The 21,010-nt window shown below is 67.3% G+C and carries 23 protein-coding genes; 17 read left to right on the top strand and 6 right to left on the bottom strand.

What is annotated here, in order from left to right:
- Position 1: 1 nt before the first annotated feature.
- From H7K45_RS10575 to H7K45_RS10535, 9 genes are all read left to right on the top strand, one after another.
- Complete coding sequence (locus H7K45_RS10575) at positions 2-1,525, top strand: GMC family oxidoreductase (RefSeq protein ID WP_263995757.1); 1,524 nt, start codon at positions 2-4, stop codon at positions 1,523-1,525.
- A 72-nt stretch (positions 1,526-1,597) separates the two neighbouring features.
- On the top strand, positions 1,598-2,104 hold the full coding sequence (locus H7K45_RS10570) for a nucleoside deaminase (RefSeq protein WP_263996956.1): 507 nt from the start codon (positions 1,598-1,600) through the stop codon (positions 2,102-2,104).
- 43 nt (positions 2,105-2,147) lie between these two features.
- The gene (locus H7K45_RS10565; RefSeq protein WP_263995756.1) at positions 2,148-2,543 is read left to right on the top strand and encodes a PPOX class F420-dependent oxidoreductase; all 396 of its coding nucleotides are present in this window, start codon (positions 2,148-2,150) and stop codon (positions 2,541-2,543) included.
- A 29-nt stretch (positions 2,544-2,572) separates the two neighbouring features.
- Entirely contained in the window at positions 2,573-3,535 is a 963-nt protein-coding gene (locus H7K45_RS10560) for a LysR family transcriptional regulator (RefSeq protein ID WP_263996955.1), read from the top strand.
- A 122-nt stretch (positions 3,536-3,657) separates the two neighbouring features.
- On the top strand, positions 3,658-4,698 hold the full coding sequence (locus H7K45_RS10555; protein ID WP_263995755.1) for an FAD/NAD(P)-binding protein: 1,041 nt from the start codon (positions 3,658-3,660) through the stop codon (positions 4,696-4,698).
- Positions 4,695-5,045 (top strand): YidH family protein, encoded by a 351-nt coding sequence (locus H7K45_RS10550; protein WP_263995754.1) that lies wholly within the window; start codon positions 4,695-4,697, stop codon positions 5,043-5,045. Before H7K45_RS10555 ends, H7K45_RS10550 begins: the two co-directional genes overlap by 4 nt.
- Positions 5,042-5,326 carry a hypothetical protein gene (locus H7K45_RS10545; RefSeq protein ID WP_263995753.1) on the top strand — a complete coding sequence of 95 codons (285 nt, stop codon included), beginning with the start codon at positions 5,042-5,044 and terminating at the stop codon, positions 5,324-5,326. The genes H7K45_RS10550 and H7K45_RS10545 overlap by 4 nt, the downstream gene beginning before the upstream one ends.
- Before the next feature lie 121 nt (positions 5,327-5,447).
- On the top strand, positions 5,448-6,659 hold the full coding sequence (locus tag H7K45_RS10540) for a DNA cytosine methyltransferase (RefSeq protein ID WP_263995752.1): 1,212 nt from the start codon (positions 5,448-5,450) through the stop codon (positions 6,657-6,659).
- Between the two features lie 43 nt (positions 6,660-6,702).
- Complete coding sequence (locus tag H7K45_RS10535; RefSeq protein ID WP_263995751.1) at positions 6,703-7,608, top strand: XamI family restriction endonuclease; 906 nt, start codon at positions 6,703-6,705, stop codon at positions 7,606-7,608.
- Here the strand turns inward: H7K45_RS10535 and H7K45_RS10530 are convergent.
- The gene (locus H7K45_RS10530) at positions 7,594-8,037 is read right to left on the bottom strand and encodes a very short patch repair endonuclease (protein ID WP_263995750.1); all 444 of its coding nucleotides are present in this window, start codon (positions 8,035-8,037) and stop codon (positions 7,594-7,596) included. The genes H7K45_RS10535 and H7K45_RS10530 overlap by 15 nt on opposite strands.
- 68 nt (positions 8,038-8,105) lie before the next feature.
- Between H7K45_RS10530 and H7K45_RS10525 the strand changes: the two genes are divergently transcribed.
- Together H7K45_RS10525 and H7K45_RS10520 are read left to right on the top strand one after the other, a co-directional pair.
- Positions 8,106-8,762, top strand: coding sequence for a GNAT family N-acetyltransferase (locus H7K45_RS10525; RefSeq protein ID WP_263995749.1), 657 nt, complete (start codon positions 8,106-8,108; stop codon positions 8,760-8,762).
- A 64-nt stretch (positions 8,763-8,826) separates the two neighbouring features.
- A complete protein-coding gene (locus tag H7K45_RS10520; protein WP_263995748.1) occupies positions 8,827-9,354 on the top strand; it encodes a hypothetical protein in 528 nt (175 codons plus the stop codon).
- 72 nt (positions 9,355-9,426) lie between these two features.
- Here the strand turns inward: H7K45_RS10520 and H7K45_RS10515 are convergent, their stop codons facing one another.
- The gene (locus H7K45_RS10515) at positions 9,427-10,863 is read right to left on the bottom strand and encodes a hypothetical protein (RefSeq protein ID WP_263995747.1); all 1,437 of its coding nucleotides are present in this window, start codon (positions 10,861-10,863) and stop codon (positions 9,427-9,429) included.
- A gap of 671 nt (positions 10,864-11,534) precedes the next feature.
- On the opposite strand from H7K45_RS10515, the gene H7K45_RS10510 reads away from it, so the two are divergent.
- Positions 11,535-12,668 carry a fatty acid desaturase family protein gene (locus H7K45_RS10510; protein ID WP_263995746.1) on the top strand — a complete coding sequence of 378 codons (1,134 nt, stop codon included), beginning with the start codon at positions 11,535-11,537 and terminating at the stop codon, positions 12,666-12,668.
- Here H7K45_RS10510 and rfbA read toward each other — a convergent pair.
- Both rfbA and H7K45_RS10500 read right to left on the bottom strand, forming a co-directional pair.
- Positions 12,627-13,490 carry a glucose-1-phosphate thymidylyltransferase RfbA gene (gene rfbA / locus H7K45_RS10505; protein WP_263995745.1) on the bottom strand — a complete coding sequence of 288 codons (864 nt, stop codon included), beginning with the start codon at positions 13,488-13,490 and terminating at the stop codon, positions 12,627-12,629. The two genes, H7K45_RS10510 and rfbA, sit on opposite strands and share 42 nt — an antisense overlap.
- 42 nt (positions 13,491-13,532) lie before the next feature.
- A complete protein-coding gene (locus H7K45_RS10500) occupies positions 13,533-14,174 on the bottom strand; it encodes a hypothetical protein (protein WP_263995744.1) in 642 nt (213 codons plus the stop codon).
- 450 nt (positions 14,175-14,624) lie between these two features.
- On the opposite strand from H7K45_RS10500, the gene H7K45_RS10495 reads away from it, so the two are divergent.
- Genes H7K45_RS10495 through H7K45_RS10475 form a run of 5 tightly spaced genes read left to right on the top strand, consistent with a single transcriptional unit; the run spans position 14,625 to position 20,280 of the window.
- A complete protein-coding gene (locus H7K45_RS10495; protein ID WP_263995743.1) occupies positions 14,625-16,283 on the top strand; it encodes an ABC transporter substrate-binding protein in 1,659 nt (552 codons plus the stop codon).
- Entirely contained in the window at positions 16,283-17,320 is a 1,038-nt protein-coding gene (locus H7K45_RS10490; protein ID WP_263995742.1) for an ABC transporter permease, read from the top strand. Before H7K45_RS10495 ends, H7K45_RS10490 begins: the two co-directional genes overlap by 1 nt.
- A 4-nt stretch (positions 17,321-17,324) precedes the next feature.
- The gene (locus tag H7K45_RS10485; protein ID WP_263995741.1) at positions 17,325-18,287 is read left to right on the top strand and encodes an ABC transporter permease; all 963 of its coding nucleotides are present in this window, start codon (positions 17,325-17,327) and stop codon (positions 18,285-18,287) included.
- Complete coding sequence (locus H7K45_RS10480; protein WP_263995740.1) at positions 18,284-19,285, top strand: ABC transporter ATP-binding protein; 1,002 nt, start codon at positions 18,284-18,286, stop codon at positions 19,283-19,285. The genes H7K45_RS10485 and H7K45_RS10480 overlap by 4 nt, the downstream gene beginning before the upstream one ends.
- Positions 19,282-20,280 (top strand): ABC transporter ATP-binding protein, encoded by a 999-nt coding sequence (locus H7K45_RS10475; RefSeq protein ID WP_263995739.1) that lies wholly within the window; start codon positions 19,282-19,284, stop codon positions 20,278-20,280. The genes H7K45_RS10480 and H7K45_RS10475 overlap by 4 nt, the downstream gene beginning before the upstream one ends.
- 4 nt (positions 20,281-20,284) lie before the next feature.
- Here the strand turns inward: H7K45_RS10475 and H7K45_RS10470 are convergent, their stop codons facing one another.
- Together H7K45_RS10470 and H7K45_RS10465 are read right to left on the bottom strand one after the other, a co-directional pair.
- Entirely contained in the window at positions 20,285-20,704 is a 420-nt protein-coding gene (locus H7K45_RS10470; protein ID WP_263995738.1) for a hypothetical protein, read from the bottom strand.
- Between the two features lie 5 nt (positions 20,705-20,709).
- Positions 20,710-20,982 (bottom strand): hypothetical protein, encoded by a 273-nt coding sequence (locus tag H7K45_RS10465; protein WP_263995737.1) that lies wholly within the window; start codon positions 20,980-20,982, stop codon positions 20,710-20,712.
- Between the last annotated feature and the right edge of the window lie 28 nt (positions 20,983-21,010).

The following is a 21,010-nucleotide window of genomic DNA, read 5'->3' as shown; positions in this document are numbered from 1 at the left end:
GATGGCCAGATTGAGCGAGTACGACTACGTGGTGATCGGCGCCGGCTCGGCCGGGAGCGTGATCGCCGCCCGGCTGTCCGAGGATCCGGGCGTCCAGGTTCTGCTGCTGGAGTCCGGGAGGGACGACGCCCGGCCCGAGATCTCCGCACCGCCGGTGTGGCCGACGTTGTGGGGTACCGACGTCGACTACTCCTACGACACCGTCCCGCAACGGGGTACCGGCGACCTGGTTCACAATTGGCCGCGAGGGCACACCCTCGGGGGCAGCAGCAGCATCAACGCGATGGTGCACGTGCGCGGCCATCGCAGCGACTTCGACCGGTGGCTGGAATTCGGTTGCACCGGCTGGGATTACGACTCTGTGCTGCCATACTTCCAGCGCATGGAGACCGTCCCGGGTGGAGATCCGCGCTACCGTGGCACCGACGGCCCCATGGCTCCCGCACCCGCTGCGGCCGAGGTGGCCAGCCCGTTGTCGCAGGTGTTCCTCGACGCCGCCGTCGCGGCCGGATTCCCACTGACCGACGACTTCAACGGCGCCAAGGCCGAGGGTGCCGGCTGGCATGATCTCGCGATCTCCAAGGGCAGGCGGCAAAGCACCGCCGCCGCCTACCTGCACCCCGCGGGCGACCGGACGAACTTGACCGTCATGATTAACTCGCGCGCCCACGCACTGCGATTCGTGGGAACGCATTGCGTCGGTGTGGACTTCGTTCAGGATGGACGCACCAGAACCGTCTACGCCGAGGCGGAGGTCGTGGTCAGCGCAGGCACCGTCGACACGCCGCGCCTGCTTCTGCTGTCGGGCGTCGGCCCCGGTGACGAACTTCGTGCCGCGGGCGTGGGTGTCATCCACGATCTGCCCGGGGTGGGCCGCAATCTGCACGACCACCCACTGTGCGGGGTCGTCTACGAGTCGGCGGCGCCAATTCCCGCAGGGCAGACCAATCTCGCCGAAGCGTCGCTGACGTGGCGCAGCGACGCTGCGTTGCCCGGCCCCGACATGCAGTTGATGTTCATTCACGTGCCCTTCCACCCGCCGCACCTCTCTGCGCCGCCGAACAGTTACACGCTGGCGGTGACGACGGCGCCGGAGGCACGCGGGTCCGTGCGGCTGGCGAGGCCGGACCCGGCGACGCCGCCGCTGATCGACCCGAATTACCTCGGCGCGGAGTCCGACGTTCGGCGACTGCTGCACGGCCTCGGCGTGGCTCGCGAAATCGGCGCCACCGAACCCTTTTCGCCCTGGCGCGCACGCGAAGTACTCCCCGGGCCGAAAGTCTCCGACGAGGCGGCCGCGCGGGCGTTCCTCGCTCGCGCCACGGGCACCTACTACCACCCGGTTGGCACGTGCGCGATGGGCACGGGCCCCGACGCCGTCGTGGGGCCCGACCTGCGGCCGCACGGGCTCAGCGGCGTGCGGGTCGCCGACGCGTCGGTCATGCCCCGCCTGGGGCCGGTGAACACCAATGCCACCGCCATCATGATCGGCGAGAAGGCCGCCGATCTGATCCGGACGACGTAGCGCGCGATGCACAATCGGCAAACCATCGAAGCCACGCGGTTGAACCGACCCCGCAACGGCTACCCCGACGCCGTGGTCGACTACGCGCAGCACACCGTGGAGATCGCTCGCCGCAACGTCGCCGAGGGTGGGCGGCCGTTCGCGACCGTCATCGTCCGCGACGGCGAGGTCGTCGCCGAGAGCCCCAACTTGGTCGCCCAGACCCACGACCCCACCGCACATGCGGAGATCCTGGCCATCCGCCAGGCCTGCACGCGGTTGGGCACCGAACATCTCGTCGGCGCCACGATCTACGTGCTCGCCCACCCCTGCCCCATGTGCCTGGGAGCGCTGTATTACTGCTCCCCCGACGAGGTGGTCTTCCTGACCACACGTGAGGCCTACGAGCCGCACTACGTCGACGACCGCCGGTACTTCGAGCTCAGCACGTTCTACGACGAGATGGCCAAGCCCTGGCAGGAGCGTCGCCTGCCGATGCGCCACGAGCCTCGCGACGACGCCGTTGACGTCTACCGGTTCTGGCAGGAACGCAACGGCGGGGATCGGCGCGTCGCGGACGCACCGTGGTCCGACGTCTGACTCGTCGATGGACGGACCCCCGGGCGAGATGCATGATGTGGCCATGCCTGACGACGTGTCCTCCCTTGCCGACGAGAAGTTCGTGTCACTGACCACCTTCAAGAAGAACGGTGAACCCGTTGCGGGCGCAATGTGGTTGGCGCGCGACGGGGACGCTCTGGTGATGTGGACTCCCGCCGACAGCTGGAAGGTCAAACGCCTGCGCCGCGACAGCCGCGTGCAGTTGGCGCCATGTGGACGCACCGGCACCGTGCCCGAGGGCGCCCGCACGACGACCGGCTCCGGGGTGGTCGACTCGGACCCGGCGGAGACCTCCAGGGTCGAGCGCCTCATCAAGGCCAAATACGGGTTCGAGTTCTACGTCATCACGTTCATCGAGCGAATCATCGCGCGCGGCAAGAAGGATCGCGTCGCCGTTCGCATCACCGTCGACGCCTGACCCCGACGGCAGGTGCCACGATGTCCACCATGCCCCTCAGTTCGCGCATGCCGGACCTCGCGGAATTCGAGGTCATCTTGGCGATCGCCGAGACGGGCAGCATCGGCGCGGCCGCCAAGAACGTCGGCCTGACCCAGCAAGCCGTGTCGGCCCGGCTGGCCTCGATGGAGGGGCGCATTGGCGTGCAGCTCGCCGTCCGCACTCCCCGCGGTTCACAGCTGACACCGGCAGGCGTGGTCGTCGCCGAATGGGCGCATCAACTGCTCGACGTCGCCCATCACGTCGACGCGGGGCTGGCGTCGCTGCGCTCGGACGCCCGAACCCACCTCGTGATCTCGGCCAGCCAGACCGTCGCGGAGCAACTCTTGCCGCGCTGGCTGATGTCGTTGCGCGCATCGGCAGCCCGCCTTGGCACGCCGGTCCCCGAGCTGACCCTCACCGCCACCAACAGCAGCCACGCCGTAGCCGACGTCGAAAGCGGCACTGCCGACGTGGGATTCGTGGAGAGCCCGACGGCTCCCGGCCGGGTGCGTAGCAGGATCGTGGCGGCAGACGAGTTGGTGGTCGTGGTGGCCCCCGATCACGAATGGGCCCGCCGGCCGCGTCCGGTCAGCGCCGCCAAACTCGCCAGGACGCCGCTCATCTCCCGCGAATCGGGTTCGGGCACACGCGATTCCCTCACCGCAGCCTTGAAGCGGGCGGGGTGCGACCCCGCCGAGCAGGCGCCACCGGCACTCGAGCTCTCCTCGGCCGCCGCGGTTCGGGCGGCCGTGCTCGCAGGCCAGGCGCCCGCGGTGATGAGCAGGCTGTCGATCGCCGACGACCTCGCCTTCGGGCGGCTCAGGGAAGTCTCGACGCCCGAACTCGACTTGCGTCGACACCTCCGGGCCATCTGGCTCGGCGTCCGCGCGCCACCGGCCGGAGCGGTTCGCGACCTCCTCGGTCACATTCAGACCATGCAGCGTTTGCAGCGCGGCACCGCCGGGGCGTAGCTCACAAACAGAGGTTGTGAGGTCACAACGACGAAGACACTACCGGCCGGGGAGCGCCGGACCGACCATGGAACCAGTGACGCCTACCGGCATCACGTCACTGCGAGCGAAGGAACGCTGCCATGACTACAGCGCACTACCGGTGGGCCGTCCTCGGCGCCGGACCCGCCGGGATCGCCACCGTCGGGCGTCTCGTCGACGTCGGCGTGCCCCCGACCGACATCGTCTGGCTCGACCCCGAATTCGCGGTCGGCGACTTCGGAACCAAGTGGTCCGTGGTGTCCAGCAACACCCGCACCGGTGGCTTCGTCAACTTCCTGGAGTCCACCGCCGCGTTCGACTTCGCCCGGGCACCCCACTTCGCGATCCACGACGTCGACCCTCGGGAGACCTGTCTGCTCGGGGTGGTGGCCGAGCCGTTGCGCTGGATCACCACGCGACTCGCCGACCGCGTCACCGCCCTCAAGGCCGGGGTTACCCGCCTGGAGATGAGCGAACGCCGGTGGACGCTGCACACCGACGACACCGCCCTCACCTCCGACAACGTCGTCCTGGCGATCGGGTCCGACCCGCGGACGCTCGATCATCCCGATCTGCGCGAGATCCCCCTCGACGTGGTCGTCGACCCACTCAAGTTGGCCACCGAGAACCTCGACGGCGCCACGGTTGCGGTGTTCGGCTCGTCGCACTCCACGATGCTCGCCCTGCCAAACCTGTTGGCCCAGCCGGTGGCCGAGATCGTCGACTTCTACCGCCAACCCCTGCGCTACGCCGTCGAATTCGAGGACTGGACGTTGTTCGACGACACCGGCCTCAAGGGTCACGCAGCCCAGTGGGCTCGCGACAATCTCGACGGTCGGCTCCCCGATCGACTGCAGCGGTGCCACGTCGACGACCCGCGCTTCGACGAGATGCTGGCTCGATGCGACCGCGTCGTCTACACCGTGGGGTTCGAGCCACGCCGCGTCGAGGCACCACAGTGGGGACCGCTGCGCCACAACCCCGCCAACGGCATCATCGCCCCCGGCCTGTTCGGCATTGGCATCGCATTCCCCGGCCATCGCGTCGACCCCACCGGATACGGCGAGCACCGCGTGGGCCTGGAGAAGTTCGCTCAGCAACTCGACCAGTGCCTTCCCATCTGGCTGCGGTACGGCTCGTGACCGGCGGTGCGGATTCCGGGGAGCCGGACTACCGGTTCACCCTTGCCAACGAACGCACGTTCCTGGCGTGGATCAGGACGGCCCTGGCCTTGATCGCCGGCGGCGTCGCGGTCGCGCAGTTGCTTCCCCCGTTCCCGGTGGCGTGGGGTCGGCACGCGCTGGCGACGCTGCTGGTGGCCGCCGGTGCCGTGCTCGCCGTCGCGTCGGTGCGGCGTTGGCAGTTGGTGCAGCGCGCGATGCACGACGACGACGTCATGCCGCCGACGCGGTTACCGGCCGCGCTCACCGCGTTCCTGCTCGTCGCGTGCGTGGGAGTGCTGGTCATGATCCTCCTGGCAGGGTCATGACACTGCCGCGCCAACGAACTCATCTCGGCTGGGAGAGAACCGCTTTGGGCTTCATCGCCGTCGCGATCCTGCTGGGCGTCCGCACCGGGGAGACCATGGTGCGTGGGCATGCGCTGCTCGCCGTCCTCGCCGTGGTGGCGGCCGCGTACACCTGCATCGCCCGCCGACGCCAGCTCAGCGGCACCGACGTCGCCGTCGCGCCGGCACGCTGGCAGGTCGGTCTGACCGGAGGTCTCACCGCGGCCCTCGGGGCCGGGTGCGCCGTCGCCATCTGGTGGTGACCGGGGACGGCGCGCGTCCCCCGAAGACGGCGGCCGTCGACGAGAATGGCGTGCGAGTCTTGTCGGTACGAGGCTGTATACCTGTAGCCGAATGGCCGTTCGACGCACGAGAGGGGTGGCGGTGGCACCGCGTAGTACGCGCAAGCCCCAGGTCCTGAGCCTGTTCGCCGGCGCAGGCGGTTTCGACATCGCTCTCGAACGCGCAGGTTGGGACGTCGTCGCGGCGACCGACCACGCCGCCGACGCCATGGACACCCTGCGCGCCAGCAAGGCCGCCGGCATTCCCATCAAGGGACGCCGCGGAAAGCACCTGGCCAAGACGACGCTGATCGAGAAGGACGTCGCGACGTTGACCGCCGAGGAACTACGCCCGCGCGGCGCCACCGCCGATTGGCGCCCGGACCTGGTCGCCGGTGGACCGCCGTGCCAGCCGTGGTCCTCGGCCGGCCACCAGAAGGGCTTGAGGGACTCCCGCGGCCAGTTGATCGCGCACATGATCCGCCTCGTCGACGACCTTCGGCCCCGGTACGTGCTGTTCGAGAATGTTCGCGGCCTCGTGACCGCGGTCGGGCCGACCGGGGCACCCGGGGAGGTCCTGCGCAGCATCCAGCACGACCTGCTGGACCAGGGCTACTCCAGCCGGGTGGCCACGCTCAACGCCGCCGACTACGGCGCCGCACAGCGCAGGGTGCGGTTGTATCTGATCGCGACCGCCGACCACGAGCTGCCCGAATTTCCCGAGCCCACCCATCACCGCCATGGCGAGAACGGTCTCAAGCCCTGGGTCTCCCTCGGCGAGCTACTGGATTCTCTGCCGCCCGCGCCGCCGGACGCCGTGGTCCGACCCACCGGGCTCGACGGTGACGCGCTGCGGCAGCTGACCCCGGGCACCGGCCTGCGCACGAAGGGCCGCGTGATGAACAACCGGCCCAGCGGTCAGTGGGGCTATCGGCAGGACGCCTTCCTGGCCAACCTGTCGTTGCCGTCTCGGACCATCCGCACCGCGGCCACCCCGGATTGGATCCGGCTGCCCGGCGATCATGACCTGCGCCGCCTGACCTGGCAGGAATGTGCTGCGCTGCAAGGATTTCCACGCGACTGGCGCTTCGCCGGAAAGAACAGCAACTTCTTCCGCCACATCGGCAACGCGGTTCAGGTCGACGCCGTCGAGGCCATCGGCCGAACCCTGCTCGACGCGGTGCGCAACGGCCCCGCCGAGACGCCGCCTGCGATGCCGCCGTGGCCGGACTACTTGACCAAGCGCGTTCGCTACACCGAGGCCGAGCACCGGGTCAACGGAAGCCTGCGGACGAGGATCCTCGCCAGGCAGTAGCGTGTCGGCCGAGCCCGCGCACCCTCGATGGCAGACTCGGCCTGTGTCGCCTTCGTTCGTCGCCCCGCCCCGGTGGACGGCGGCGGAATTGAAGGCCGCCCGCGACGCGTCGGAGGACGCCTTCACCCACCTTCGCCGTGAAGAGGGCCCCAAGGCCTTCGAGCAGGTGTACAACCAGCTCCGACCACGCGTGGAGCAGGTCTTCGAGGCCTCCGACGACATCCAGAACCTCACCGGCAAGGTCTTCGAGGCCGACCCTCAGGCGTGGCAAGCCTGCCGCTATCTGTGTGGTCCACCGATTAGCCAGGAAGACCTGTGGACCCTCGTCGGCGGGCCGAAGTTCCGCTCCGTGCCGCCGGACTACGCCGAGGACACCGCCGAGGCCATCCGCGATGTCGTCGACCCGGTGCGGTTTCCCTGGCTCGTCCAGGGACGGCCACCGTGGCCGGACGAACGGGACGCCGCGATCATGGCGACGACGGTGCTCTGGGCTGCGCAGCAGACCGGCACGGAACGACGCGGCGAGGCGTCGTCCCGGCAGGAGACCTCGACGGCCAAGACCCTCGACGACGCGGGTCTGACGCTCGAACCCTCGCGCGCACCAATCCAATTCATCGACGACATGCCGCGCGGCGGCTACAGCCGGGAACGCCGATTGGCGGGAGCCAAGTGCGACGTTCCGGCCCGGCTCTTCGACGGCCGCCTGCTCGCGCTGGAGTGCAAGGTGTCCAACGGCCCGAAGAACGGCTGGAAGCGCGTCAACCGCGAGGTGGGCGGCAAGTCCGACGCCTGGCGGGCCCACTTCGGGTCCCAAGCCCTGACCGGGGTGATCCTGGCCGGAGTCTTCGACCTGTCCTGCCTCATCACCGCCCAGGATCGCGGTGTCGTCATCCTCTGGGAACACGACCTCACCCCGCTCCGGGAATTCGTCGAGTCAACCTCGGCCTGAGCGGCTTTTGACGACTCGCCGGACGGTGGCGGCAGCCTCGTCGGCCGCCTCGTGCTCCCAGACACGGATCGACTGCCAGCCGGCGTCGTGCAGCGCTTGATCGGTCGCCCGATCCCGCGCCGCGTTCCCCTCGATCTTAGCCACCCAGAAGTCGTTGTTGCGCTTCGGCGTCGTCGCATGAATGGGGCACCCGTGCCAGAAGCACCCGTCGACGAAGACCGCCACCTTCGCCCGCCGGAAGACGATGTCGGCCTCGCGGCGCAGCGCAGGCAACGGCCGTTGATGGATCCGATATCTCAACCCGGCGGCGTGCAACTGCGACCGCAACGCCAACTCGATGGCCGTGTCACGCCGGCGTTGACGCTGCATGCGCGCCGACGTCACCCCGTCGGTCTGCAGGTCGAAGCCCAGAGGCTTGTCTCGGGACACCGCCCCACGCTAGCGCCGGGGACGAATCTCGGTTGCGGTCGGCACCGACGATGCGATGCGATGACTCCATGACAGGAGCCATCTGGCCTCTCTTCGACCTCGTGGCGTCGACGCCGAAACTGACGCTGCGCTACGTCACCGACGAGCTTGCAGCGGAGCTGGCCGAGCTGGCCACCCACGGCATCCACGACCCGGCCACCATGCCGTTCTCCGAGCCGTGGACCGACGCCGAACCTCCGGAGCTGCAGCGCAACACCGTTCGCTACTTCTGGCGCTGCCGGGCCGAGACCACCACCGCCGATTGGCACCTCAACTTGGCGGCTCACGACCGCGACGGTGCGCTCGTGGGTGTGTGCACGCTGAGCGCGGCTCACTTTCCCTCCACCCGCACTGCGACGACGGGGTCGTGGATCGGCCGCCGGTTTCAGGGCCAGGGCCTTGGTCGCGAAATGCGGCACGCTGCCCTGCATCTGATCTTCGACGGGTTGCACGGCGGGGTGGCCGCCACCCGGGCGTGGCACGACAACGCGGCCTCGCTCGGTGTCACCCGCTCGCTGCCCTACACCGAGCAGGAACCGGTGGTGGAACGCCGGCGCGGACACCCCGACACCATGCTGGTGTTCACGATGGGCCGACGGCAGTGGGAGACCCTTGGACGCAGCGACATCCGACTCGGCGGGGTCGAACCCGTCCGCGACTTCCTCGGTGTCACGACCCAACCGTGACGATGTCGCGTCGAAACCCTCAAATGAGTCCGTCAGCAAATTCACCGGATACGATCGACGAACTATGACGCACGCCGCCGAGCCCGACGGGGAGCCGGTGGCCCCGCCACCACCCCCGCCTCCTGCACGATCCCCGTGGCGATGGGCCACCGTAGTGCTGGCCGTCGTCGCGGTGGCCTCCTCCGGTGTCGCGGTATGGGCGCTGACGCGCACGCCGGCCACCGAGCAGACACAGGCGCCCAGCGCCCAGCAGGTCGCCGAGGCCAAGGCGCGGGCGTGCCAGGCCTACGTCAAGGTGCGCACCGCGGTCGCCCTGCAAACCCAGTCCTCGGGTGGCGACGATCCCGTTGCCACGCAGGCGGTTGCAGCCAACGCGCGGCTGGCGATGGCCGTCGGCAGCCAACACCTGGTCGACAATCTCAGCCCCGCCGTGCCCGCCGAGCTGGCCGGGCTGTTGCGCACGCTGGCGACCGACCTTCAGGACCTGACGATCGACGCCCTGGCCGGAAGCGCCGACGGTCAGTCCGGTCAGGTGGCACGGCTGCAGGCGCTGGAGACCAACAGCGCCAAGATCGTCGAGCTCTGCAAGTGAGCTGAGGCCGTCCGCGACATACGAAGGCCGCCCCGGTGGATACCGGGGCTGCCGTCGTGTCTTCGGCTGTCGCTACTTGTCGGAGCCACCGCTGGAGCCGGCCGAGCCGGTGCTGCCCGAGGCGCCTGACGTGCCGGTGCCTTCCGAGCCGGCCCCACCCGTGGCGGCTGCCGGTCCGGTTCCGGTGAGCCGCTCGAGCCCGCCCCTGACGTTGTCGGCGAAGGAGCGCAACCCTGCGAACGGATCGGCCGGGCCGTTGCCGCTGCCCGAAGACGTTCCCGTCCCGCTGCCCGGCGTCACGATCAGCGGAACGCCGTTGACACCGGGGATCTCGACCTTCGGCTTGGGTTCGCTGGTCGCACTGGGCTCGGTCGCAGTGGGCTCGGTGGTCGCAGTGGGCTCGGTGGTCGCACTGGGCTCGCTGACCGTCGTCGCGTCCACCTTCGGCTCGTCTGCCACGACCGCCGGGGTCTCGTCTTCGGCGGCGGCCTTCGCGTCAGCCGGAGGCGGACCGCTGATGGCTTCGGTGGCAGGTGCCGACCGCGCCGTCAGGGTGGTGGGCGGGGTGAAGGGCAGCGGATTGGTGACCGGCGGGTCGATGGTTCCCGGTGGTGGCGGGGTGATGTCCCTGAACTCCGTCTCGGCGGCCGTCATGTCCGGTGCCAACGAGATGTTGAGGCTCGGCGGGTAGAGACCAGCCCGGATCGACGGCAGGAAGTTGAAGTCGAACACCATCCCGCCGATCGTCGTGGTGGTGTGCAGACCGCCGACGAAGAAGGCGTCGAGCCCGTTGCCGAAGTCCAAGGAGAAGACGAAGCCCGTCGTCCCGGTGTTGGTGATGACCCCGGGAATGCCGGCCGACCAGCGGCCGATGTCGACGGCGCTGAAATCGTCGGGCCGTCCGCTTTGAAGGACGGCGCCGCTGTTGGCGTTGGGCACCTGGGTGAGCCCGATGGCCTTGAGGACGTTGAGGTTGAAGAACGCTGGGCCGAAGTTGTTGGTGGTCTGCAGGAAACCAGCGTGCGTGAGGACGTACGGGTCGTAGAAGGCGGCGTTGTCCACGAAGCCGATGGCGCCCGCGGTGTTGGCCAGGCCCGCCAGGCCGAGCTGCCACTGGTCCAGATCAGTCACGTTCACGGTGGACGGTTGTTGCCCGTTGGGACCCTGCTGGGCGCTGATGGCCTTGATCGAGTTGAGGCCGAACGTCAGTGGACCAATCTGGTTGGCCGTCTGCAGCGCGGCGCCCGCCCCGAACAACGTCGCGTTCTGATACGCGCTGACGGCGGATACGGTCGCCTGTCCGACGCTGCTGACGACGTTGCCGGGAGCCAAGGCCCACGGGAACGTCCGGTTGAAGTCGAACTCGAACGGCAGGGCCGCCGTGCGGATCTCGGGCACTGCCGGCTTCTCGGGGGTAGCAGCGAGCGAACCATACTGACTGATGAGCAATGCAGCGGCTCCGACGGCCGTGATGCCTGCGCCCACCGAGCGACAGTTGGTCCTGATCATGATTTCCCCTTTTGCCGACAGCTAACAGCCCCTCTGAGCGTGCACTGAATTTACCCCGGTGACAGAAAATTGCAACGGATTCAGCTAACCGATTTTCGGAGAATCCACCCTTTGCTGCGCGGCGGGACGCGGTGCCGCGGCGCATTACGTCGGCCCATTCGACGATTGAGCCCGCTGTGGTCTCGGCTGCCGTACCGGCTTCCCCTCGGCAAATGGCAGGGCCATAGATGTTAGCGAAAGCAAGAATGGTCGCTTCCCAGCTCACGAGGCTTGCCAGTCGCTGCACGTATGACAACGCGTCGCCATGCTGTGATTGGCCAGCAAACCATCAAGATCATTATTTGCTGCACTTGAATCATTACCTCGCGCAGCGGTTCGCGGACATTAGCGAGCATCGCATTCACTGGCCGGTTCATCCGCACATCAGCTACCTCGATGTGCACTTTTCCGAGCTGTCGAACGCACGCAGTTGTTAGCGAAGGTAATACGGATTGAAGCCCCACGGATCGTATCCGGTTAGCTCATTCTGCGCGCGTCGAACGTATGAGACCAAAGGTATTTTGCTGGGGCACCTCGGCGGGAAACGACTCACCACCGGACGCTCGTGACGTCTACGCTGATTCACGATCCTCTGCCGAGGGCCTCCGAAACCAAGCAGAGACGATGAACCGATGGCCATTGCCGACGTCGCCGAATACGCGCACCTGACCGAATCAGACCTCGAGGCGCTCGCCGCGGAGTTGGACCAGATCCGCCGCGACGTCGAAGCCAGTCGCGGCACCAGGGATCGGAACTACATCCGCAGGACCATCGCGGGCCAACGAGTACTGGAAGTCGCAGCCCGCTTGACCATCGCCGCGACCTCGGGCCGGCGCGGATGGTGGCTCGGCGCCATCGGCTTGGCGGCCGCGAAGAGCATCGAGAACATGGAGATCGCGCACAACGTCGGCCACGGGCAATGGGACTGGATGAACGATCCCGAGATCCACTCCACCACCTGGGAGTGGGACATGGCCGGGCTGTCGTCGCAGTGGCGCTACTCCCACAACTACCGCCACCACGTGAACACCAACGTCGTGGGCGTCGACGACGATTTGGGCTACGGCGTGCTGCGGGTCAGCCGGGATCAGGAGTGGAATCCGAGCTACCTCTTCGCGCCGCTGCGAAGTGTGTTGCTGGCGTTGGGGTTTGAGTGGGGCATCGCCTTGCACGACCTGTATTCCGAGCAGGAGCGGGCCACCACCGACGTGGAGAAGGCGGCCCACGGCAAGGCGCTGCGGCGTAAGATCGGGCGCCAGATGGTCAAGGACTACGCCCTGTACCCGGCGTTGAGCCTCGTGCGATGGCGGCGGACTCTGGGCGCGAACGTCACGGCCAACGTGCTGCGCAACGTCTGGGCGTACGTGGTCATCTGTTGCGGCCACTTCGCCGACGGCGCCGAGAAGTTCGAACCCAAGACACTCGAGAACGAAACCAAACCCGAGTGGTATCTACGACAGATGTTGGGCAGCGCCAACTTCGACGCCGGACCGGTGATGGCGTTCATGAGCGGCAACCTGTGTTACCAGATCGAGCACCACCTGTTCCCCGATCTGCCGAGCAACCGCTACGCCGAGATCGCCACGCGGGTGCGGGCGCTGTGCGACGCCTACGGCCTGCCCTACACGACGGGTCATCTGGTCAAGCAGTACCTGATGACGGTGCGGACCATCTTCGCCCTGGCGCTGCCGAACCGGTTCACGGAGAACGGTCGCCTCGAGCGTCTAGACGTCGAGCAGCTGCAACAGGTAAGCGCCGTACCCTGACTCGAGCACGGAGTGCGCCCGCTCGACCAACTGCTCGTCGTCGATGAAGCCCAGGCGCCAGGCGACCTCCTCGGGCACGCCGATCTTCAACCCCTGACGGCGCTCGATGGTCCGGACGTAGTCGCTGGCGTCGAGCAGCGAGTCGAACGTTCCCGTGTCCAGCCACGCCGTGCCGCGGGCCAAGACCTCCACGCCCAGCTTGCCGCGCTCGAGGTACGTCCGGTTGACGTCGGTGATCTCGTATTCGCTACGGCCAGAGGGGCGTAGCGACTTTGCGATCTCGACGACGTCGTTGTCGTAGAAGTACAAGCCGGGCACCGCGTAGTGCGACTTCGGGGTGGCTGGTTTCTCCTCCAAGGACAGTGCCCTGCCCCCGTCGCCGAACTCGACGACGCCGTACGCCGACGGGTTGGCCACCCAGTACGCGAAAATCGCGCCGCCGTCGACGTTGGAGAACCGGGCCAGGCTGGTGCCCAGGCTCGGACCGTAGAAGATGTTGTCCCCCAGGATCAAGGCGACCGAGTCGTCGCCGATGTGGTCGGCGCCGACCACGAAGGCCTGGGCGACGCCTTCGGGTCGATCCTGAACCGCATAGGTGATGTTGGTGCCGAATGTCGAACCGTCCCCGAGCAACCGGGTGAAGGCCTCCACGTCACCCGCGGTGGTGATCACCTGAATGTCGCGGATGCCGGCCAGGATCAGGGTGGACAGCGAGTAATAGATCAGCGGCTTGTCGTACACGGGCAGCAACTGCTTGCACACGCCCATGGTGATCGGATAGAGCCGCGTCCCCGTACCACCGGCCAGGATGATTCCTCGCATGCAAGCACCCTAGGACAGACGCGATACGCGGTGGTCGCAGGACTAGCCGGTGCCGGTTCCACCAGTACCGGGCGTCTGGGCCGCGCCGGTCGGGGGCACGGTCACCGTCTGCGTGACGGTACTCGTACTCGTACTCGTCGAGACCGTCGTACTCGTGGTCGGCGGCGTCGTGGTGGTCGTGGTCGGACTCGTCGTGGTCGTGGTCGACGGATCGGTCGTCGAGCTGGGGGTCTCGGTTTGGGTCACCGTCTCCGTGCCGCCCGTGGGAGCCGGCGCGACGGATTCCGCGCCCGAGGTGGTCGTGGCCGCACTGGAACTCGTCGTGCTCGACGTGGTGGAGGTGGAGCTGGAGTCGTCGCCGCCGGTGAGCGAGACGATCGCGTAGACGATCAGAGCGAGGATGATGACGCCGATCGCGCCGAGGCTGACCAACCCGGGAGCGGTGCGGTACCAGGGTTGGGGCGGCTCGGGTGGGAGCTGCTGGCCATAGTCAGGCTGGCCGTAGTCGGGCTGGCCGTACTGCGGCTGCTGACCGTAGGCATCCTGGCCGCCGTAGTTCGCCGCCCTCGTCGGATCGGAGTAGGCCTGCGAGTCCCCGCGGGGGTAACCGCCGTATTGCGTCGGCTCGCCGTCGGAGTAATACGGGTCGTCTTGGGGTCCGCGGGGACCGTCGTTGCGCGCCACGGGTCGAATGTACCCAGTCGGATACCGACCCCCGGGGCACCGAGACCGGCGCGCCGACCAGCCGACGCGCCGGTTCGCTCAGAATTCTTGGAGGTTTTTTTCAGACCTCCCCTACCACCGGGAGCGCCGCCGTGGTCGGCTACCTTCGTGGCGATTCCCACGCACTCGTTAATTTTCCGGTCAAACGGCACGATAACAGTAATTTTTCCGACCACCGCGAGATCGTGACAGGCCGCTGCGGACGACTGCAGCAACCGCCGCAGGCCTCGTCGGGGGGCGGGCCGCACCCGCCGCATCCTGGGATTTCGCAGGCCAGAGCGGTGGGGCGCAGCGCCCATTCCTGGCAGCCCGAGTTGCCATCCGTCATTTTTCGTAAAAGATGCAATGGCACCTCGACGGGAGGCGTACACGTAGTGGACACCGTCGGGACACATGACCAAGGGATCTCACATGACCAAGTTTCACAAGGCGGTGACCGCGAGCGTCGTCGCGGCGCTGACGGCTTTCGGCGTCGCCGCGTGCGGGGGTGACACCGGTGACAGTGCGAGTAGTGGCGGCGGTACCGGCGGCGGCGACATCAACGTCACGATGACGTCCTTCCCGGACTACGTCGATCCCCAGCTGTCCTACACCGTGGAGGGTTGGGAAACCCTCTACAACGTCTACACCCCGCTGCTCACCTACAAGCACGCCAAGGGCGAAGACGGCACCAAGGTCGTCCCCGGCCTGGCCGAGGCGATGCCGACGGTCTCCCCCGACGGCAAGACCTACAAGCTCAAGCTGCGGTCGAACATGAAGTACTCCGACGGCACCCCGATCAAGGCGTCGGACTTCACCTACGCCATTCAGCGTCTGTTCAAGGCGAATTCCGGCGGGTCGGTCTTCTACGAGACCATCGTCGGCGCCAAGGAATACGCCGGCGGCACGGCCAACACCATCAGTGGAATCGTCACCGATGACGCCACCGGGGACATCACCATCACGTTGACCGAGCCCAACGGCACCTTCGACAGCATCCTCGGCCTGACCTTCGCCGCACCCGTCCCGCCGAGCACCCCGCTGGACAAGGACGCCACGAACAACCCGCCGCCGTCGAGTGGCCCGTTCATGATCTCCAACGTTCAGGCCCCGCAGACCATGACCTTGGAGCGCAACCCGAACTTCAAGTCCGTCAAGGACGCCGGCGCGACGGAAGTCGCCGACGCGAACGTCGACAAGATCACCATCACGCAGAACAAGAGCAACACCGCACAGGTCACCGACATCGAGCAGAACCGGGTCGACTACATGTCCGATCCGCCGGACGCCGACCGGCTCGCCGAGGTCAAGTCGCGCTTCGCCGATCGCTTCCGCATGGAGGAATCGATCAACACCTACTACTTCTGGATGAACAACCAGAAGGCGCCGTTCAACGACCTGCGCGTGCGCCAGGCCGTCAACTACGCCATCGACCCCGAGGCGCTCAACCGAGTCTTCGGTGGTCGCCTGCACCCGTCGCAGCAGATCCTGCCGCCGGGAATGCCGGGTTACCAGGAGTTCAAGCTCTACCCGGGTCAGGACTTGAACAAGGCCAAGCAGCTCATCGCCGAGGCGAACCCCGCCGACAAGGACATCACGGTGTGGACCGACGACGAGCCCGACCGCAAGCGGATCGGCGAGTACTACCACGACGTGCTGTCCCAGCTGGGCTTCAACGCCACGCTGAAGGTGATCTCCGGTGACGTCTACTGGGCCACCATCGGCAACCAGTCCACCCCGGACCTCGACACCGGCTTCGGTGACTGGTTCCAGGACTTCCCGCACCCGGACGACTTCTTCCGCCCGCTGCTCAACGGCGCCAGCATCCTGCCCACCAACGGCAACAACTACTCGCGGGCCAACTACCCCGAGCTGGACGCCAAGATGAACGAGCTGCGCACCAAGCAGCTGGAGGATCCGGGCGTCAAGGACCAGTACGCGGCGCTCGACAAGGCGTACATGGAGCAGGCGGCGTGGGCGCCGTACGGCAACGAGCAGTACACGACGTTCCTGTCCGAGCGCATGGACTTCGACAAGAGCTACCGCCACCTGCTGTTCAGCCAGGACTTCACGTCCTTCGCCATCAAGTAATGGCTGCCCCCTTCTCAGAGGTGGAAGTGGCGGACGAGCCGCCACTTCCCACCGGAGTTCCGCTCGCCACGATCCAGGGGCGCAGCCCCTGGTATCTGGCGGGACTTCGGCTGCGCCGCAACAAGGTTGCACTGGCGTTCGGGCTGTTGTTCGTCGCGATCGTGCTGCTGTGTCTGGCCGCACCGCTGTGGGCGGACCACGTCGCCCACACCACCCCGGACGCCAACCACATCACCGACACGATCGACGTGGGCGGTAAGCAAGTCGACATCGTCTCTCCCGACGGCACGCCGATCGGTCCGGGGTTGCGCGGGCAGTATCTGCTCGGGGCCGACCAGAACGGCCGCGACGTCATGGTGCGACTGCTCTACGGCGGACGCACGTCGCTGTTCATCGGTGTCGTCTCGGCCGCGATCACCACGGTCGTGGCGGTCGTGGTGGGACTGCTGTGCGGCTACTACCGCGGCTGGATCGACGCGATCCTCTCCCGGGTCATGGACGTCGTCTGGGCCTTCCCGGTACTGCTGCTTGGCATCGCCCTCGGCACGGCGCTGGCAGTCGGCGGCCTGAGCCTCGGCTTCACCACGCTGGCCGGCGACTCGGTGTGGATTCCGATCCTGATCATCGGTTTGGTGTACGTGCCGTACATGGCCCGACCAATCCGTGGCGAGGTTCTGGCCTTGCGGGAGAAGGAATTCGTGGAGGCTGCGGTCGCGCAGGGCAAGGGCTCGGTGCGCATCATGATTACCGAGCTGCTGCCCAACGTGGTGTCGACGATCATCGTGTTCTTCACGTTGAACATCGCCAACGACATGCTGCTCGAATCGGCGTTGTCCTTCCTCGGCGCAGGTGTCCGCCCCCCGAGTGCGTCGTGGGGCACCATGATCGCCGACGGCTATCAGACCATCTACACCGCGCCGCATCTGACCATCATCCCTGGCCTCATGATCGTGCTCACGGTGTTGTCGCTCAACGTCTTTGGTGACGGTCTCCGCGACGCACTCGATCCTCGCGCCAAGATCCGACTGGAGCACTAGCCCCATGTTTCGTTTCGTCGCCCGGCGACTGACCGGGATGATCGCCGTGCTGTTCGCAATCTCGGTGATCGTCTTCCTCATCTTCAACGTCATCCCCAACTCCAATCCGGCCATCCGCATCGCTGGCAAGAACGCCAATCCCGAGCTGATCGCCAGGGTGAGCGCGGATCTTGGCCTGGATCAACCGCTGTGGGTTCAGTACCTGACGCTGATGAAGAAGATCTTCACCGGGACGCTGACGTCGTACGCCAGCGCGCAGAACGTCACCGACCAGATCTGGCGCGGGTTGCCCGCCACGCTGTCGCTCACCATCGGCGCGGCCGTGCTGTGGATGGTGCTGGCAGTCGTGTTCGGCTACCTCAGCGCGATCCACTCGGGCCGGTTCACCGACCGGGCCCTGACGATCCTGTCGCTGGTGGGCATCTCGATGCCGGTCTTCTGGTTGGCGGCAATCCTGCTGTACTTCTTCACCTTCAAGGTGCAGTTGTTCCCGACCAGTAGCTACGTTCCCCTGACGACCGATCCGCTGAGATGGGCGTCGCACCTGATCCTGCCGTGGCTGACACTGGCGGTGCTCTACGTCGGCTTCTACAGCCGGGTGCTGCGCTCCAACATGCTCGACGTGATGAACGAGGACTACGTCCGCACGGCCCGCGCGAAGGGTCTGCCAGAGCGCCAGGTGCGAATTCGACACGTGTTGCGCAACTCGATGATCCCCATCGTGACGCTGTTCGGATTGGACTTCGGCGCGGTGGTCGGCGGTGGTGCGATCCTCACCGAAACGGTGTTCAACATCAACGGCGTCGGGCTCTACGCGGGACGCGCCATCGGCAGTCTCGACCTGCCGCCATTGGTGGGCGTGACGATCTTCGGCGCGTTCTTCATCGTGTTCTTCAACACCGTCGTCGACATCCTCTACGCGTTCCTCGACCCACGAATTCGTCTCGGAGAGGCGGCACCCGCATGATTCTCTCGGTACGCGACCTGGCCGTCCGATTCGCCACCGACGGCGGAGTGGTGCGGGCGGTGGACGGGGTGTCCTTCGACCTCGACGAGGGCGAAATCCTGGCCATCGTCGGCGAATCCGGTTCCGGCAAGAGCGTCACCGCCCAGACGCTGCTGGGTCTCACCCGCGCGCCGAACGCCACGATCACGGGATCCGTGGAGTTCGACGGTCACGACCTCATCGAGCTCGACGACGAGCGGTTCCGCGAGATCCGCGGCAAGCGCATCGCGATGATCTTCCAGGATCCGATGACGTCGCTGAATCCGGTGTACCGGGTCGGCCACCAGATCGTGGAGATGATCCGGGCACACGGCAAGGTGTCGAAGAAGGACGCCCAGGACAAGGCCGTGGAACTCCTGCGGTCGGTGGGCATCCCGAATCCCGAACGGCGCGTTCAGGATTACCCGCACGAGTTCTCCGGCGGCATGCGCCAGCGCGTCATGATCGCCATGGCGCTGGCACTCGACCCCGACGTGCTCATCGCCGACGAGCCGACCACCGCGCTCGACGTCACCGTGCAGGCCCAGATCCTTCGCCTGCTCGACGAGCTCAACCGGGAACGCGGGCTCGCCGTCGTCCTCATCACCCACGATCTCGGTGTGGTTGCCGAGATCGCCGACCGGGTCGCGGTGATGTACGCCGGCCAGATCGTCGAAGACGCGACGCTCGACGACATCTTCTACGATCCGCAGCACCCGTACACGTGGGGCCTGCTTGGCTCGCTGCCGCGACTCGACCAACCCCGGCCGACCCGGCTGGCCCAGATCGCGGGTTCGCCACCCTCGCTGCTGAATCCGCCAACGGGTTGCCGCTTCGCGGCTCGCTGCCCGCACGAGTTCGACAAGTGCTCGCAACCGCCACCGCTCGACGGTGACCGCTGCTGGCTCGACCCAGCCGACAAGCGCCGACTCCGCGACGTCGACGGGCACATCGGTCTTCGGAAGGACGTGGCGTCATGAGCGGTGAACCCCTGCTCGAGGTGACCAACCTGGTCAAGCACTTTCCCGTCAAGTCCGGGGTGATCGTCGACCGCGTGGTGGCCCACGTCAAGGCAGTCGACGGCGTCAGCCTGACGATCAACGAAGGCGAAACCCTCGGCCTGGTCGGTGAATCCGGCTGCGGCAAGTCGACCCTGAGCCGGACCATCCTGCAGTTGACCACCCCGACCTCGGGCTCGGTCAAGTTCCTCGGCGAGGAGCTGGTGGGCCGGTCACGGCGCAGCCTGCGTCCGGTCCGGCGCCAGATGCAGATGATCTTCCAGGACCCCTACGCATCGCTGAACCCCCGCAAGCGCGTCGGGCAGATCATCGGTGAACCCATGGAGTTGCACGGGCTGGCCAGCGGCCGCGACGTCGACAGGCGGGTGCAGGAGTTGCTCGACCGCGTGGGCCTGAGCGCCGAGCACGCCAGCCGCTACCCGCACGAGTTCAGCGGTGGTCAGCGACAGCGGATCGGCATCGCGCGGGCCTTGGCCCTGGAGCCCAAGCTGATCATCGCCGACGAGCCGGTCTCGGCCTTGGACGTCTCGGTGCAGGCGCAAATCGTGAACCTGCTCAAGAACCTTCAGTCGGAGCTGGGCCTGTCATACCTCTTCGTCGCACACGACCTCGGTGTGGTGCGGCACGTCTCGGATCGGGTCGCGGTGATGTACCTCGGCCGAATCGTGGAGAGCGCTCCCTCGGCGAAGCTGTACGACCAACCGCTGCACCCGTATTCGAATGCGTTGCTCTCCGCGGTGCCGATTCCCGACCCCAAGCTGAACGTCGCCCGCGAGCGGCTGGTGCTCGAGGGCGACGTGCCAAGCCCCATCGATCCGCCGTCAGGGTGTCACTTTCACACCCGTTGCCCGTGGGCGACAGAGGTCTGCACCGTGGACGACCCCCAACTCGAGGAGCTGGAGGCCGCGCACGTCGCGGCGTGCCACCACCCGCGGAATTTGGTCGCGCAGAACTGAGCGATCAGGCCGCGGGTGCCGCAGCTGCGGCAGACGACGAGGCGGCTGCGGCGGCGGACGACGACGCCGCTGCGGCCGCCTTGCCCTCGGGGCTGGCCGCCGAGAAGCCGGGCCCCTTGTTGGAGGCTTCGCCGTCGTCGCAGTTCAGCGAGACCAGAAGCTGGTTCGTCGCCGAGCCGCCGCTGTTCTCCGGCGCCGGCACGGTACGAGCGACCGTGTTGGTCACCAGGCAGTCGGGCCATGCCTTTTGATCGCCGACGGTCGTGGAGACCACCGCCGTGAGGCCGGCGCCACTGATGTCGGTCTGGGCGTCGCTGTACTTCTTGCCGACGACGTCGGGCGTCGACCCGGCATGCGCCACGCCGGCCCCGAGGCACAGCACGGCCGATGCCGCGAGTAGCGAGCCACTCACCAATGTGCGCATGTCGACTAACCCGTCTTCGCGGGGGAAGCCTTGGCGATCGGCTCCACGCTGGTCGGGGTGGTCCACGTCGCGGTGGCCCCCATGGTCATGGCGTTCTCCGTCGGCTGGACGTAGGTGGTGCTGGCGGGGGCGTCACCCGAACCCGCCAGATCGACGCCACCGGTGGTGGAGTGGCCGCCACCGAGGCTGAGGATCCCCAGCGTGACGAACGCGGCGGCTCCAGCCAGTCCAAGCACTTTCACGCGCAGGCCTTCGGTCTGCATTCTCTTCTCGGTCATGGACAGATGGTGAACCGCCGACCCACGG

It is taken from the genome of Mycobacterium yunnanensis (genome assembly GCF_025823185.1).
GTDB lineage: Bacteria > Actinomycetota > Actinomycetes > Mycobacteriales > Mycobacteriaceae > Mycobacterium > Mycobacterium yunnanensis.
Note: the sequence above shows the minus strand (reverse complement) of the source record. Positions and strands in the feature narration are given on the sequence as shown.

What these genes read in the sequence shown, in the direction of transcription:
- H7K45_RS10575 (WP_263995757.1), top strand. Translation starts at nt 2, where the DNA reads ATGGCCAGATTGAGCGAGTACGACTACGTGGTGATCGGCGCCGGCTCG.
- H7K45_RS10565 (WP_263995756.1), top strand. Translation starts at nt 2,148, where the DNA reads ATGCCTGACGACGTGTCCTCCCTTGCCGACGAGAAGTTCGTGTCACTG.
- H7K45_RS10560 (WP_263996955.1), top strand. Translation starts at nt 2,573, where the DNA reads ATGCCCCTCAGTTCGCGCATGCCGGACCTCGCGGAATTCGAGGTCATC.
- H7K45_RS10555 (WP_263995755.1), top strand. Translation starts at nt 3,658, where the DNA reads ATGACTACAGCGCACTACCGGTGGGCCGTCCTCGGCGCCGGACCCGCC.
- H7K45_RS10545 (WP_263995753.1), top strand. Translation starts at nt 5,042, where the DNA reads ATGACACTGCCGCGCCAACGAACTCATCTCGGCTGGGAGAGAACCGCT.
- H7K45_RS10525 (WP_263995749.1), top strand. Translation starts at nt 8,106, where the DNA reads ATGACAGGAGCCATCTGGCCTCTCTTCGACCTCGTGGCGTCGACGCCG.
- H7K45_RS10520 (WP_263995748.1), top strand. Translation starts at nt 8,827, where the DNA reads ATGACGCACGCCGCCGAGCCCGACGGGGAGCCGGTGGCCCCGCCACCA.
- H7K45_RS10515 (WP_263995747.1), bottom strand. Translation starts at nt 10,863, where the DNA reads ATGATCAGGACCAACTGTCGCTCGGTGGGCGCAGGCATCACGGCCGTC.
- H7K45_RS10510 (WP_263995746.1), top strand. Translation starts at nt 11,535, where the DNA reads ATGGCCATTGCCGACGTCGCCGAATACGCGCACCTGACCGAATCAGAC.
- rfbA (WP_263995745.1), bottom strand. Translation starts at nt 13,490, where the DNA reads ATGCGAGGAATCATCCTGGCCGGTGGTACGGGGACGCGGCTCTATCCG.
- H7K45_RS10495 (WP_263995743.1), top strand. Translation starts at nt 14,625, where the DNA reads ATGACCAAGTTTCACAAGGCGGTGACCGCGAGCGTCGTCGCGGCGCTG.
- H7K45_RS10490 (WP_263995742.1), top strand. Translation starts at nt 16,283, where the DNA reads ATGGCTGCCCCCTTCTCAGAGGTGGAAGTGGCGGACGAGCCGCCACTT.
- H7K45_RS10485 (WP_263995741.1), top strand. Translation starts at nt 17,325, where the DNA reads ATGTTTCGTTTCGTCGCCCGGCGACTGACCGGGATGATCGCCGTGCTG.
- H7K45_RS10480 (WP_263995740.1), top strand. Translation starts at nt 18,284, where the DNA reads ATGATTCTCTCGGTACGCGACCTGGCCGTCCGATTCGCCACCGACGGC.
- H7K45_RS10475 (WP_263995739.1), top strand. Translation starts at nt 19,282, where the DNA reads ATGAGCGGTGAACCCCTGCTCGAGGTGACCAACCTGGTCAAGCACTTT.
- H7K45_RS10470 (WP_263995738.1), bottom strand. Translation starts at nt 20,704, where the DNA reads ATGCGCACATTGGTGAGTGGCTCGCTACTCGCGGCATCGGCCGTGCTG.
- H7K45_RS10465 (WP_263995737.1), bottom strand. Translation starts at nt 20,982, where the DNA reads ATGACCGAGAAGAGAATGCAGACCGAAGGCCTGCGCGTGAAAGTGCTT.